This is a genomic window from Chthonobacter albigriseus (assembly GCF_013839445.1).
GTDB classification, from domain to species: Bacteria; Pseudomonadota; Alphaproteobacteria; order Rhizobiales; family Pleomorphomonadaceae; genus Chthonobacter; species Chthonobacter albigriseus.
Genome location: NZ_JACDIT010000003.1, coordinates 62,899 through 77,483 on the forward strand (window position 1 = coordinate 62,899; position 14,585 = coordinate 77,483).

Below are 14,585 nucleotides of genomic sequence, written 5' to 3' on the forward strand. Positions count from 1 at the left end.
CTCCGCCGCTTTTCCGCCATCCGTCACCTTCCATTCTTGCGCTCGGCGGGCTGGCGTTCTATCCCCTGCCCCAAGCCGTCGTCCGCCTCCGAAGGGACCACTCGCCTTGCTCCGCAATGACATTCCGATCACGCCCGAACTGGTCGCCTCGCACGGTCTGAAGCCGGACGAGTACCGCAAGATCCTCGACCTGATCGGCCGCGAGCCGACCTTCACCGAACTCGGCATCTTCTCGGCGATGTGGAACGAGCACTGTTCATACAAGTCGTCCAAGAAGTGGCTGAAAACGCTGCCGACCACCGGCGACAAGGTGATCATCGGCCCGGGCGAGAACGCCGGCGTGATCGACATCGGCGATGGCCAGGTCGCCGTCTTCAAGATGGAGAGCCACAACCACCCGTCCTACATCGAGCCCTACCAGGGCGCGGCGACTGGCGTCGGCGGCATCCTGCGCGACGTCTTCACCATGGGCGCCCGGCCGATCGCCGCGATGAACGCGCTTCGCTTCGGCGAGCCGGAGCATCCGAAGACGCGGCATCTGGTGGCTGGTGTGGTGGCCGGCATCGGCGGCTACGGCAACGCCTTCGGCGTGCCGACGGTCGGCGGCGAGGTGAATTTCCATCCCCGCTATAACGGCAATTGCCTCGTCAACGCCTTCGCCCTCGGACTTGCGGACCGGGACGGCATCTTCCTCTCCGAGGCGAAGGGCGTCGGCCTGCCGGTCGTCTACCTCGGCGCCAAGACCGGGCGCGACGGCGTCGGCGGCGCCACCATGGCTTCCGCCGAGTTCGACGACACGATCGAGGAGAAGCGTCCCACCGTTCAGGTCGGCGATCCCTTTACCGAGAAGCGCCTGCTGGAGGCCTGCCTGGAGCTGATGAAGACGGGCGCCGTGATTGCCATCCAGGACATGGGCGCCGCCGGCCTCACCTGCTCGGCGGTCGAGATGGGCGCCAAGGGCGACCTCGGCATCGAACTCGACCTCGACAAGGTTCCGGCCCGCGAGGAGAACATGTCGGCCTACGAGATGATGCTCTCCGAGAGCCAGGAGCGCATGCTCATGGTGCTGGAGCCCTCCAAGAAGGCCGAGGCCGAGGCGGTGTTCCGTAAATGGGAGCTCGACTTCGCCGTCGTCGGCGTGACCACCGACGACCTCCGCTTCCGCGTCAAGCACCACGGCGACGTGGTGGCCGATCTTCCCATCAAGGACCTCGGCGACCAGGCGCCGGAATACGACCGCCCCTGGGTGGCCCCGAAGACCCCCGCCACGATCGCGCCCGACGAGGTGCCTGCGGTCAACGACATCGGCAAGGCGCTGCTTCAGATCGTCGGCTCGCCGGATCACTCCTCCCGCCGCTGGGTCTACGAGCAGTATGACACGCTGGTGCAGGGCAACTCGGCGCAGATCCCCGGCGGCGACGCCGGTGTGGTGCGCGTGGAGGGCACGAAGAAGGCGCTCGCCATGTCCTCCGACGTGACGCCGCGCTACTGCGAGGCCGACCCCTACGAGGGCGGCAAGCAGGCGATCGCGGAGGCGTGGCGCAACATCACCGCCGTCGGCGCCGACCCGATCGCCGTCACCGACAACCTGAACTTCGGCAACCCGGAAAAGCCGGAGATCATGGGCCAGTTCGTCCACGCCATCAAAGGCTTGGGCGAGGCCTGCCGCGCGCTGGACTTCCCGGTCGTCTCCGGCAACGTGTCGCTCTACAACGAGACCAACGGCCAGGCGATCCTGCCGACCCCCACCATCGTCGGCGTCGGCCTGCTTCCGGATGTCGATGCGATGGCCACGGTCGCCTTCAAGACCGATGGCGACGAGATCCTCCTCGTCGGCGGCCACGGCTCCCACCTCGGTCAGTCGATCTACCTGCGCGAACTGTTCGGCCGCGAGGACGGCGCGCCGCCGCCGGTGGACCTCCAGCTGGAGAAGCGCAACGGCGACTTCGTGCGCGCCGCGATCCGCGCCGGCACCGTCACCGCCTGTCACGACCTCTCTGACGGCGGACTCGCCGTGACGCTGGCCGAGATGGCGATGAGCGGTAACCGTGGCGCGACTGTGGCCCTCGACGGCGTGACGCCCCACGTGGCACTGTTCGCCGAGGACCAGGCGCGCTACTGCGTGACGGTTCCGGCAGGATCGGCCGACGCGTTCGTCTCCGCCGGTCGCCGGGCAGGAGTCGAGGTGGTGCGCCTCGGCACGGTTGGCGGTTCCGCGTTGAACCTCGGTTCCGCCGGGTCCATATCTGTTGCGAGCCTGAGCACGGCTCACGAAGGTTGGTTCGAGACCTTCATGGGCGGCAAGGCGGCTTGACGAGAACGGAAGGGAACGACGACATGGCCATGCAGGCCCGTGAGATCGAGGCGATGATCAAGGAAGCGCTTCCGGACGCGAAGGTCGAGATCCGGGATCTGGCCGGCGACGGCGACCACTACTCGGCCATCGTCGTGTCCGAAGCCTTCCGCGGTCTGACGCGGGTCAAGCAGCACCAGTTGGTCTACAACGCCCTGCAGGGCAAGATGGGCGGGCAGTTGCATGCCCTCGCCCTTCAGACCAGCGCTCCTACCTCCTGATTTCGAAGCCCATGTCCACCGCCGCGCCTTGAACCCGGCGAAGAAAGGATGAATACGATGTCCGACGCCACTCACGCCTTCATCGACAACGAGGTCAAGTCCAACGACGTGGTGCTCTTCATGAAGGGCACTCCGGATTTCCCGATGTGCGGGTTCTCCGGCCAGGTCGTGCAGATCCTCAACTACCTCGGCGTGCCCTACAAGGGCATCAACGTCCTGGACAACGAGGAAATTCGCAACGGGATCAAGACCTACACCAACTGGCCGACAATCCCCCAGCTCTACGTCAAGGGCGAGTTCGTCGGCGGCTGCGACATTGTCCGCGAGATGTTCCAACAGGGCGAACTGCAGGCCCACATGACCTCCGCCGGCGTGCCGGTGAAGTCGAACGCCTGATCGGCGCGGGTCGGATCAGATCCGCCCCGCCGCTTCCCGACCGAGCAGAAAGCCATCCCGCACGGGGTGGCTTTTTCCGTTTCCGGCAACCCGGCACCCGGTTCGACGGACAAACGAATTTTTTCTGGATCGGCCGGAACCAAACTCCATCACATCGGTTTATCGGCTGGGTGGGGTGTTTCCACATGCCTTATTCAACGCTGCCGCAGGATCCGATCGGGTCCGCCGGCAGGCGTTGTTCAGAACCGGCTTCCCCGTCGGAAGTCGGCGCCGTCCACTTGGTGATGGAGTCATCGCCCCCCACCGCCCCATTGCCGGTGGACGGCAATTTCCGGAAAGCCGGGATCCTCCAGGAGGGTCCCGGCTTTCTCGTTTCCGGCAGGCTTCCCGCCAGCAGGACCGGGGCCTGCCGTCCGTCCGGACTCTCCTGGTGCCACGCACGAAAAAACCGCCCGATCGCTCGGGCGGTTCTTGTGTTTTCGCCAGGGCGAACCGATCAACGCGAGTAGAACTCGACGACCAGGTTCGGCTCCATCTGCACCGCATAGGGCACATCGCTGAGGCCCGGGACGCGGATGTACTTGGCGGTCATCTTCGAGCTGTCGACTTCCAGGTACTCCGGAACGTCACGCTCGGCGAGCGAGACGGCTTCCAGGACGATCGTCAGTTCCTTGGAGCGCTGGCGGATCTCGATGAGGTCGCCCGGCTTGCAGCGGTAGCTGGAGATGTTGACGCGGCGGCCGTTGACGTTGATGTGCCCGTGGTTGATGAACTGGCGGGCGGCAAACGGCGTCGGCACGAACTTCGCGCGGAAGATGATGGTGTCGAGGCGGCTTTCCAGGAGACCGATCAGCATCTCGGAGGTGTCGCCGCGCAGACGCGAGGCTTCCTCGTAGATGGCGTAGAACTGCTTCTCGGAGATGTTGGCGTAGTAGCCCTTGAGCTTCTGCTTGGCGCGCAGCTGCTGACCGAAGTCGGAGAGCTTGCCCTTGCGGCGCTGGCCGTGCTGGCCGGGGCCGTATTCGCGGCGGTTGACCGGGCTCTTCGGGCGGCCCCAGAGATTTTCGCCGAGGCGGCGGTCGAGCTTGTACTTGGCGCTATGGCGCTTTGACATCGCGTATCCCGTTCTTTGAACGTTGGTTGTTCAGGACACACGCCCTCCTCTGTTCTTCGCCGGCCGAAGCCGCCGCCGAACCGACAGGATCGGATGCGCGCTTGCATCGTCTCCACGGGTGCGTGAACGACCACGCGGGCCCGTTTGGACCCGCGTGTTGCCGGGGTGTGTAACGGAGGCGGGCGGCCCTGTCAACGTGCCTCGGCGTGCTCTGGGCGGTCATCTCAGGCTGATTCAAGCGCTTTCGGCCGCGCCGAACCCGAACTGCGCCAGCAGAGCCGGGGCGGGCTGATACCCGGTCGCCAGGAATCGGTCGCCACCGCCGCCGATCCCGGCCCGGCCCTCCGTCACGGCCGAGACGCGCCGCGCGATGGCCGGCGCCGGATCGATCCACTCGACCGGCCAGGGCGCCAGTCGCTTGAGGCGGTCGAGCACCAACGGATAATGCGTGCAGGCAAGCACCACGGTATCCGTGCGGGCGTCGCCCTCCGCCACAAAGCAAGGCGCGATCTCCGCCGCGAAAGCCTGATCGGGAATGGCCTCTCCTCCGAGCGTCCGCTCCACGAGCCCGGCGAGCGCCACCGAGCCGACCAGCGTGAACCGGCAGTCCTGCCCGTGCTCGGCGATCAGCGACCGCGTGTAGTCGCGCTTCACGGTGCCCGGGGTCGCCAGCACCGACACAAGGCGTGTCCGGCTCTGCGCCGCGGCCGGCTTGATCGCCGGCACCGTTCCGACGAAGGGCACCTCCCAGCGCGCCCGCAGCGGCGGCAGCACCAGGGTCGAGGCCGTGTTGCAGGCGATCACCACCGCCGCCGGATCGACCTCGGGAATGACCGCCTCCATCAGGGCCGTCACCCGCGCCACCAGCGCCTCGGGCTCCAGGCCGCCGTAGGGGAACACCGCGGTATCCGCCAGATAGGTGATCGCCGCGTCCGGCAGCAACCGACGGATCTCCCGCACCACGGAGAGCCCGCCCACGCCGCTGTCGAACACCAGGAGCCGCATGCCCGTCAGCCTTCAGCGTCGGCAGGCGCCGCGGGCCCGCTCTTCCGCCGGGGCTTCGGTCCCTTGACCTTGGTCGGCCGGTTCGGCCGGCCCTCCAGCGTCGCGATCACGCCGCGCAGCGTACGGACCTCCTGGGCCGTAAGAGACATCCGCTGGAAGATGGCGCGCAGGTTGCGCACCATGTGCTCCTTCTTCTCCACGGGCCGGAAGAAGTTGCGCTCGTCAAGCGAGGTTTCCAGGTGCTCGAAGAGGTGCAGGATCTCGTCCTTCGTCGCCGGGGGCGACCGCTCCGGCATGCCGAACGGCAACCCGCCGTCCACAGCCTCGAAGCCGGCCTTGCGCCACTCGTAGGCGATCACCAGAACCGCCTGCGCGATGTTGAGCGAAGCGAACTCCGGCACCACCGGCAGCGTCAGGATCTCATCGGCGAGCGCGATCTCGTCGTTGTTGAGGCCCCATCGCTCGCGCCCGAACAGCAGCCCGGCCCGCACGCCCTGCCCTTCCAGCGCGCGCAGATGCGCCGCCGCGTGCACCGGCCCGCGCACCTCCTTGGTCACGTCGCGGTCTCGCGCGGTCGTCGCGTAGACGAAGGAGAGGTCAGCCACGGCCGCCTCCACGCTGTCGAAGACCTGCACGGCGCGGATGACGTGATCGGCCCGGCTCGCTGCCGCCACCGCCTTCTCGTTTGGCCAGCCGTCGCGCGGGCGCACCAGCCGGAGGTCGGACAGCCCGAAATTGGCCATCGCGCGCGCCGCGGCCCCGATGTTCTCGCCCATCTGGGGCTCGCAGAGAATGATGGCGGGGGATGGATCGCTGGACGTCAAATCGGTCGGCTCGCCGGAAACGGTCGAAGGGTCAGCCCCGGTTGTTAGGCGGATGCGGCCGCGAAGTCCAGAACCGCAGGGACGGATCGAGGGTCAAGCCGCCCCGAACACATCGAGCGAGGGCTCCCGGAAACCCGGGAAGATGCGTTCGGACACCGTATGCCGCATGTGGGTCGCCAGCACCTCGGCAAGCACCTGGCGGTAGTCCGTGGTGATCGCCAGATCCGCCCCCTGGTCCAGCGCATCGTTGGAAAGGCCGGGCCATCGGCCGAACATGCGGCCGCCGCGCACCGGGCCGCCGAGCACCAGCATGACATTGCCATGCCCGTGGTCGGTGCCGCCGCCGGTGTTGGCGCGCAGCCTTCGGCCGAACTCGCTCATCACCACCACGACCGTCTCCTCCGCATGCGCGCCGAGGTCGGTCCAGAACGCGGAAAGCGACGCCGAGAGATCCGCCGTCAGCATCGGGAACAGGCGCGCCTGGTCGAAGTGGGTGTCCCATCCTCCGGCATCCACGGTCGCCACCCGCAGGCCGAGGTCCAGCTTCATCGCCCAGGCGATCGACTTGAGGTTCCGCGCGAGCTCGCTGTCCGGGTACGCCGCCCGCGGGTCGGGCGCGTAGGGGGTCAGTTGGCCGTCCTCGCGGATCGGGATCTTCCGCTCGATGGCCTCGCTCAGCCGGATCAGCCGCGCGACCGGCGGACCGAAGTCTGGATGACCCGCCAGTTGGGCGCCGAGCCGGGCGATCACCTTGTCCCGCCCGGCGATCCAGGGCGCGAGGCGGATCGCTTCGAGCGACGGCGTGACCAGCGTGTTCCCCGCCCCCGACAGCATCTCCGGAGCCGCGCCGCCGGCCGAAAGCACCGGCATCAGCCCGTCGAAGGACGTCTCCGCCAGGAACCGCGCCAGCCAACCGTCCGTGGCGCCCTGGGCGCCGCCCCGTTCCATGATCCCCTCGGCTTCGAAGTGGCTGCGCGTGGCGTGCCGGAGGCCGGCCGCGTGGATCACTGCGAGGTGGCCCGACGCGTAGAGGTCCGCCAGTCCGCCCGCCTGCGGGTGGAAGCGGAAATCGGCGTCCGCGATGGCATCGCCGAGCACCCGGCCCGCGTCGTCGCCGCTCCGACCGACGCGGAGCTGCGGCGGCCGCGCCGCGACATAGTCCGCGTCTCCCGACGGGGCGACGAGGGACAGCCCGTCGATTCCGCCGCGAAGGAACACGACCACAAGCTTGGGCTCGCTCATCCCGCCCCCTATCGCGCCAGGAATTCGGGACTGAGCGCGACCAGCAGCACCGCGCCCCGCAGCATCGAGCTGCGCTCCCAATCGCCGTCCGGCACCGCGGAGTCCAGATCTTCCGCGACGGCCGCAGCGACGGCCGCGATGAAGCGATCGTCGGCCGGCGCGACCAGGAGACGGTCGGCGATCTCGCGCACGCAGGCCCGCACGGAAGGGGCGCCCGAGGCGATCGCGTCCAGCGGATCGCCGGAGAACAGACCGAACCAGTCCTCGAACACCTGCAGCGTGAGCGTCACCATCCCCGCCACCGTCGCGGTGTTGGACCATGCAGCGGCCACGTCGGGATGACCGTTCGGCAGCCGCCACTGGTGCTGCCGCCACCCCGTCTGCGGCAGCGCCCAGCCGATATGCTCGCCAACCGCCACGTCGGCGCCGAGCGCCCGCGCCAGCGAGGCAAGATGCTCGAACGGCCGCTTCAGCTTGGCGGGCGGCGTGGCGGTGAACGGCTCGGAGAGGACGATGGTTCGGACCACCCGGGCGATCTGGTCGGGCGCGTCGCGGTGGTCGAGAAAGCTCTCCGCGGCCTGCTCCACCAAGACGGCCGGGGGATCGTCCGCGAGCAGGCGCCGCACCAGCTTGGCACATACGAAGCGCGCCGTGCCGGGATGCGCCGCCAGAATGTCGAGCACGGCCTCCCCGTCGGCCATCGGCGCGCCATAGGCGGCAAGTTCCCGCCCGAGCACGCGCTTCTGGTAGGGGTCGTGCCACGCGTCCACATAGGCGAAGGCACCCGTCCGCGGCGTCGTCTCACCGTCCGCCACCCAGCGTCCGTCGCCGATGGTCCAACCCGTGAAGGCGCGGGCCACCTCGTAGACGTCGTCGTCCAGATATCCTGCCGCCAGGCCGTCTGTCGCCCCTGGAACGGCGTCCCACCGGTCGGCCCGCCCGGCCCAGTAGTTATCGGCGCCCAGCGTATGAAGCTCCAGAAGCTCGCGCGCATAGTTCTCGTTGGCCGGGCTCGCCCGGCTGTCGGCATTGTTCAGGTAGGCCAGCATCGACGGCGACCGCGCCACAGCTCCGAGCAGCGCCCGGAAGTTGCCCAGCGCGTGGCTTCTGATCGCCGCGTCGTGCCGGGCGAAGTGCGCCGCCACGACCTCGTTGGCGAGCGCGTTGACGCTGAAATGGTCGTGCCAGAACTGGGTGATCACCTCACGCAGTTGCGCCGGCGCGTGGACGGCGCGGACCAGCGACGCCGCGATCACCTCGTCAGCCGGACGGGTCCGCTCCCCGTAGGCCATCGGCTTCTGCCAGTCCGTCAGGTCTACCAGCGGTTCCGTGGCCTCGTCCGCGATGAAGCCGAGCGGTCGAAGCTTCTCGGCCGCGGGCCAGCTGCCGCCATTCTCATCCGTCCCGGCCTCGTAGGCGATCTTGAGCCGGATCGCACCCAGCCGGCGGTCCAGATCGGCATCGCGGTCCGGCAGCGCGAGTTGCTCGTCGAGCCAGGCTTCCAGCCCCATCGCCTGAAGGCGCTGCAACTCCGCCCGAGTCGGACCGAAGGTCAGCCGGCCGAGCGCAGCGCGATCTGCCGCCGCGTCGGGCGCCTGCAACGCGAACGCCCGCGGAAGCTTCAACCCGCCAAGCACCAGCGCGGCGGTGAGCCCGCCCGCGCCGCCCTGCAGCAGGGCTCTGCGGCTCAACGTCGACGAAGTGGCTCCGGTGTCCCTGCGCGGCCGATTCACGCTGATTCTCCCTCTGCAAACCTACCAGGAGGGTTTCCAGCCCGCTACGATCGTTCAATCGGTCCGGCCTTTCAGTGTGCGCTGCACGATGCTATGGAAGCGCCCGATTGTCGCGGTGCCGATAGCGCCCGGCCGCCCACCCGCTCAAAACGCCGAAAGGTCCCAACAGATGGCGAAGATCAAGGTTGCCAATCCAGTCGTCGAACTCGACGGCGACGAGATGACCCGCATCATCTGGCAGGCCATCAAGGACAAGCTGATCCACCCCTATCTCGACGTGGACCTGCACTACTACGACCTTGGCATGGAGCACCGCGACGCCACGGATGACAAGGTCACCGTGGACGCCGCCGAAGCGATCAAGAAGTACGGCGTCGGCGTGAAGTGCGCCACCATCACGCCCGACGAAGCCCGGGTGAAGGAATTCAACCTCAAGAAGATGTGGAAGTCGCCGAACGGCACGATCCGCAACATCCTTGGCGGCGTGATCTTCCGCGAGCCGATCATCTGCAAGAACGTGCCGCGCCTCGTCCCCGGCTGGACCAAGCCGATCATCATCGGCCGCCACGCCTTCGGCGACCAGTACAAGGCGACCGACTTCGTGGTGCCCGGCCCCGGCAAGCTGACGATCAAGTTCGTCGGCAACGACGGCAAGACGATCGAGCACGAGGTATTCGACTTCCCCGCCGGCGGCGTCGCCCAGGCGATGTACAACCTCGACGATTCCATCCGCGAATTCGCCCGCGCCTCGCTGAACTACGGCCTGAACCGCGGCTATCCGGTCTACCTCTCCACCAAGAACACGATCCTCAAGGCCTATGACGGCCGCTTCAAGGACCTGTTCCAGGAGGTGTTCGACGCCGAGTTCAAGGACAAGTTCGCCGAGGCGAAGATCACCTACGAGCACCGCCTGATCGACGACATGGTCGCCTCGGCGCTGAAGTGGTCCGGCGGCTATGTGTGGGCCTGCAAGAACTACGACGGCGACGTGCAGTCCGACACCGTCGCGCAGGGCTTCGGCTCGCTCGGCCTGATGACCTCCGTGCTGATGACGCCGGACGGCAAGACCGTGGAGGCCGAGGCCGCCCACGGCACCGTCACCCGCCATTACCGCACGCACCAGCAGGGCAAGGAGACCTCGACCAACTCGATCGCGTCGATCTTCGCCTGGACCCGCGGTCTCGCCCACCGCGCCAAGCTGGACGACAATGCCGAACTCGCCCGCTTCGCCACCACGCTGGAGAAGGTCTGCGTCGACACCGTCGAAGCCGGCTACATGACCAAGGACCTCGCCCTCCTGGTCGGCGACACCCAGGGCTGGCTCTCCACCACCGGCTTCCTCGACAAGATCGACGAGAACCTGCAGAAGGCGATGGGGTGAAACCCGGCGATCTGCGGGTTTCGGACTTCGGTCGACGATCACACGGACGGCGGGCCTTGCGCCCGCCGTTTTCGTTTCCGGCTGCCGGGTTCGTCTCCCGTCAGATCGGATCGATGTCCTTGAACGGGCGATCGACCGGCGTTTCCGACCGGATCTCCTCGCCGGCGATGTCGCCCTTCGGCGTCACCGCGTCGGCCTCGATCCGTTCGTGCGCCACGTCGTGGATGTGGCGCCGGATCTCCGGGCGGCGGTGCATCAGGTGGTGGAGATCCTCCGCGTCCAGCACCAGGAGGCGGGTGCGGGCGAGCGCCACCACGTCTGCGGATCGCCGAGCCCGCCGGAGCACGGCGATCTCGCCGAAGAACTTGCCCTCGCCGAGGATCCTGCGGCCCTTGGGCAGGTCGATTTCCACCTGGCCGGACACGATGAAGTACATCGAACTCGCCGGTTCGCCGGCATAGGTGATGATCGTGCCCGCCTCCACGGTCTGCGCCCGCAGCAGCCGCATCACGTCGGCGATCTCAGCGGCGCCGAGTTCGCTGAACAGCGGCACCCGCGCCACCATCGACCACGTCACCACGAAGTCGCGCTGGCGGATCTCCCGCGCGAAGGCCGTGGCGATGATGCCGACCGGCAGCGCGAACATCGTGAAGCCGATCACCATGGTGATGCCGGCGAGCAGCTTGCCGGCCACTGTGACCGGCACGACGTCGCCGTAGCCGACCGTGGTGAGCGTGGTCACCGCCCAGTACATGGCCAGCGGGATGGAGCCGAACTTGTCGGGCTGGATCTCGCCCTCCAACGCGTGCATCAGCGTCGCCGCGGCGATCACCAGCCCCAGCATGATCACCGCCGAGGCGAGGATCGCGCGCCGCTCGGAAATGACGGCGGCTGCCAGCGACCGCATGCCCGGCGAATAGCGGGCAAGCTTCAGGAACCGGACCAGCCGGAAGGCGACCGCGAAGCCGACGTCGAACCGCCCAAACAGCGCGCCCACCACCGGCGGCAGGATCGCCAGGAGGTCGACAAGCGCGAAGGGCTGCAGGGCATAGGAGAACCGCGCACGGAGCGGCGGCAGGCGCGACAGCGAGGGGTGCAGCGGCGCCACCCACAGGCGCGCCGCATACTCCAGGATGAAGGCGGCCACCGTGACTGCCTCGATCGCCAGGAACACCGCGTCATAGCGCGCCTTCAGGTCCGGCACGGTCTCCAGGATCACCGCGCCGACGTTGAGAACCACGAACGCGATGATCAGCACGTCGACCGCGCGGGCGGTGGGATCGCCGGGACTGCCTACCTCGAGGATCTCGTAGAGCCTGCGTCGCATGTCGCCACCATCCCCCCGGTCCGATGGTGGCAAATTCCGGCGGCCTCAGGCATCCGGAAAACTGCGCGCGCCGCTGCATCCGCCCCAGGCGCCCCGTACCAGTGCGGGGACTGCGCGGATCTGGCTGCACCGGGGCCGGACGCCCCCGTTCAAGCCCCGCCGAGCACAGCCTCCACGGCGGCCAGCGCTTCGGCCGCCTTCGCGCCGTCCGGTCCGCCGGCCTGCGCCAGGTCCGGCCTGCCGCCGCCACCCTTGCCGCCCAGCGCTTCCGACGCCGCGCGGACGAGGTCGACGGCCGAAAAGCGCGCGGTGAGGTCGTCGGTGACGCCCACCACGACACCGGCCTTGCCGTCTTCCGACACGCCGATCAGCGCCACGATGCCGGAGCCGACCTGCTTCTTGCCCTCGTCGACCAGACCCTTGAGGTCCTTCGGTGCGACGCCCTCGGCCACGCGGCCGAGGAACTTGACGCCGCCGATCTCGCGCACTTCCGCGGCAGCCGCGCCACCGCCGCCCATCGCCAGCTTCTTGCGGACTTCCGCCAGCTCGCGTTCCAGCTTGCGCCGATCCTCCACGAGTGTCGCCACTCGCTCCGCCACGTCGGCGACGGACACCTTCAGCGTCGCCGCGATCTCCTTCAGCCGGCGCTCCTGCTGGTCGAGATGCCGCCGCGCCGCCTCGCCGGTGAGCGCCTCGAGGCGCCGGACACCGGCCGCCACCGCGCCTTCGTTGACGAGATGGACGAGGCCGATCTCGCCGGTGCGGCCCACATGCGTGCCGCCGCAGAGCTCCACCGAATAGGCCTTGCCGGCCTTCTCGCCTTCGACGGCGGTGCCCATCGACACGACGCGGACCTCGTCGCCGTACTTCTCGCCGAACAGCGCCATCGCACCGGACTCGATCGCCTCGTCGACGGCCATCAGCCGTGTCACCACCGGCGCATCCTGCAGGATGATCCGGTTGGCGATCCGCTGGACCTCGCCGAGTTCGCCGTCGTCCACGGGCTTGGGGTGGGAGAAGTCGAACCTGAGCCGGTCCTGCGACACCATCGAACCCTTCTGCGCGACGTGCGTGCCGAGCACCTGCCGCAGCGCTTCGTGCAGCAGGTGGGTCGCCGAATGGTTCGCGCGGATCTTGCCGCGGCGCCCGTGATCGACGACGAGCTCCAGCGGCGCGCCGACAGTGAGGCTGCCCTCCTCCACGGTGACCAGGTGGACGAACAGCCCGTCGGCCTTCTTCTGGGTGTCGGTGACGCGTGCGCGTACGCCCGCGCCGCTGACCAAGCCGGTGTCGCCGACCTGGCCGCCGCTTTCGCCATAGAACGGCGTCTGGTTGAGGATCAGCGCACCGCTCTCCCCGGCCTCCAGCGCCTGCACCTCCCGGCCGTCCTTGACGAGCGCCGTGACCACGCCTTCGGCGGTCTCCGTCTCGTAACCGAGGAACTCGGTGCCGCCGAGCCGCTCGCGAAGCGCGAACCACACCGTTTCGGTGGCAGCCTCCCCCGAACCCGACCAGCTGGCGCGCGCCTCGGCCCGCTGCCGCTCCATGGCGGTCGCGAACCCGGCGGTATCCACGTCGATGCCGCGCGCCTTCAGTGCATCCTGTGTCAGGTCGAGCGGAAAGCCGTAGGTGTCGTAGAGCTTGAAGGCCGTTTCCCCGTCGAGGCTCTGCCCGGCCGACATCGTCCCGGTGGCCTCCTCCAGGAGGCCGAGCCCGCGCGCCAGCGTGCGGCGGAACCGCGTCTCCTCCAGGCGCAGGGTCTCGGTGATCAGCGATTCCGCGCGAACCAATTCCGGATAGGCGGCGCCCATCTCGCGCACGAGCGCCGGCACCAGCCGATGCAGCAGCGGATCCACCGCGCCCAGGAGGTGCGCATGCCGCATCGCCCGCCGCATGATGCGCCGGAGCACGTAGCCGCGGCCCTCGTTGGACGGCAGCACGCCGTCGGCGATCAGGAAGGACGAGGCGCGCAGGTGGTCCGCGATGATCCGGTGGCTGGCGGTCTGGCCGCCCTCGGCCGCCACGCCGGTGGCCTCAACGGACGCGCGGATCAGCGCCTTGAAGAGATCGATCTCGTAGTTGTTGTGGACGCCCTGCAGCACCGCCGCGATGCGCTCCAGCCCCATGCCCGTGTCGATCGACGGCCGCGGTAGACTGACGCGCTCCTCCTTGGTGACCTGCTCGTACTGCATGAAGACGAGGTTCCAGATCTCGATGAAGCGGTCGCCGTCCTGCTCGGGCGAGCCCGGAGGACCACCGGCCACCCCCGGGCCGTGGTCGTAGAAGATCTCCGAGCACGGACCGCAGGGCCCGGTGTCGCCCATCGCCCAGAAATTGTCCGAGGTCGAGATGCGGATGATCCGGTCGTCGGAAAGCCCGGCGATCTTGCGCCAGAAGCCGGCCGCCTCCTCGTCCTCCGAATAGACGGTGACCAGCAGCCGGTCCTTGGCAAGACCGTACTCCTTGGTGATCAGCGTCCAGGCGAGCTCGATCGCGCGCTCCTTGAAATAGTCGCCGAACGAAAAGTTGCCGAGCATCTCGAAGAAGGTGTGGTGCCGCGCCGTGTAGCCGACATTGTCGAGGTCGTTGTGCTTGCCACCGGCGCGAACGCACTTCTGCGCCGTGACGGCGCGCGAATAGGGCCGCTTCTCCAGGCCGGTGAAGACGTTCTTGAACTGCACCATGCCCGCGTTCGTGAACATCAGCGTCGGATCGTTGCGCGGGACGAGCGGGCTCGACGAGACGACCTCGTGGCCGTTCTTGGCGAAGAAGTCGAGGAAGGTAGACCGGATTTCGTTGACGCCGCTCATGATCTGTCTCGTCACTCCCCAACGCCCGCCGATGCTCGAGGCCTCCGGCGGAACACCTCTCTCCCGCGGCCGGCTCCCGCCACCGGGAACCCGCCGCCCGCCACCCGATCCAGCCGACCGGACGAACGGGAACCGCCGCGGGACCCATGGTCCGCGGCGGTGTTTTCCGGGTTTTATCC

11 protein-coding genes are annotated in these 14,585 nt (G+C 68.3%); 4 read left to right on the forward strand and 7 right to left on the reverse strand.

Annotated elements, in window-relative coordinates:
* Positions 1-106 precede the first annotated feature (106 nt).
* The 3 genes from purL to grxD are packed head-to-tail and all read left to right on the forward strand — an operon-like array spanning position 107 to position 2,970.
* Positions 107-2,314 carry a phosphoribosylformylglycinamidine synthase subunit PurL gene (gene purL, locus HZ321_RS10600; protein ID WP_244635790.1) on the forward strand — a complete coding sequence of 736 codons (2,208 nt, stop codon included), beginning with the start codon at positions 107-109 and terminating at the stop codon, positions 2,312-2,314.
* Positions 2,315-2,337: 23 nt separating this feature from the next.
* Entirely contained in the window at positions 2,338-2,574 is a 237-nt protein-coding gene (locus HZ321_RS10605; RefSeq protein WP_181702272.1) for a BolA family protein, read from the forward strand.
* A gap of 57 nt (positions 2,575-2,631) precedes the next feature.
* Positions 2,632-2,970, forward strand: a complete 339-nt coding sequence (gene grxD / locus HZ321_RS10610; protein ID WP_181702273.1) for a Grx4 family monothiol glutaredoxin — start codon at positions 2,632-2,634, stop codon at positions 2,968-2,970.
* A gap of 496 nt (positions 2,971-3,466) precedes the next feature.
* Here grxD and rpsD read toward each other — a convergent pair whose 3' ends face one another.
* The 5 genes from rpsD to HZ321_RS10635 form a co-directional block, all read right to left on the reverse strand.
* Entirely contained in the window at positions 3,467-4,084 is a 618-nt protein-coding gene (gene rpsD, locus HZ321_RS10615) for a 30S ribosomal protein S4 (protein WP_181702274.1), read from the reverse strand.
* A gap of 234 nt (positions 4,085-4,318) precedes the next feature.
* Positions 4,319-5,089 carry a glutamate racemase gene (gene murI / locus HZ321_RS10620; protein ID WP_181702275.1) on the reverse strand — a complete coding sequence of 257 codons (771 nt, stop codon included), beginning with the start codon at positions 5,087-5,089 and terminating at the stop codon, positions 4,319-4,321.
* A gap of 5 nt (positions 5,090-5,094) precedes the next feature.
* Positions 5,095-5,913: an RNA methyltransferase gene (locus HZ321_RS10625; protein ID WP_181702276.1), complete on the reverse strand. Its 819-nt coding sequence runs from the start codon at positions 5,911-5,913 to the stop codon at positions 5,095-5,097.
* A 93-nt stretch (positions 5,914-6,006) separates the two neighbouring features.
* Positions 6,007-7,155, reverse strand: coding sequence for a DUF1501 domain-containing protein (locus tag HZ321_RS10630; RefSeq protein ID WP_181702277.1), 1,149 nt, complete (start codon positions 7,153-7,155; stop codon positions 6,007-6,009).
* An 8-nt stretch (positions 7,156-7,163) separates the two neighbouring features.
* The gene (locus HZ321_RS10635) at positions 7,164-8,846 is read right to left on the reverse strand and encodes a DUF1800 domain-containing protein (RefSeq protein ID WP_181702278.1); all 1,683 of its coding nucleotides are present in this window, start codon (positions 8,844-8,846) and stop codon (positions 7,164-7,166) included.
* A 211-nt stretch (positions 8,847-9,057) separates the two neighbouring features.
* Between HZ321_RS10635 and HZ321_RS10640 the strand changes: the two genes are divergently transcribed.
* Positions 9,058-10,269, forward strand: a complete 1,212-nt coding sequence (locus HZ321_RS10640; protein WP_181702279.1) for an NADP-dependent isocitrate dehydrogenase — start codon at positions 9,058-9,060, stop codon at positions 10,267-10,269.
* A 100-nt stretch (positions 10,270-10,369) separates the two neighbouring features.
* Here the strand turns inward: HZ321_RS10640 and HZ321_RS10645 are convergent, their stop codons facing one another.
* Positions 10,370-11,596, reverse strand: a complete 1,227-nt coding sequence (locus HZ321_RS10645; protein ID WP_181702280.1) for a cyclic nucleotide-gated ion channel — start codon at positions 11,594-11,596, stop codon at positions 10,370-10,372.
* A 149-nt stretch (positions 11,597-11,745) separates the two neighbouring features.
* Positions 11,746-14,406, reverse strand: coding sequence for an alanine--tRNA ligase (gene alaS / locus HZ321_RS10650; RefSeq protein WP_181702281.1), 2,661 nt, complete (start codon positions 14,404-14,406; stop codon positions 11,746-11,748).
* Positions 14,407-14,585 lie beyond the last annotated feature (179 nt).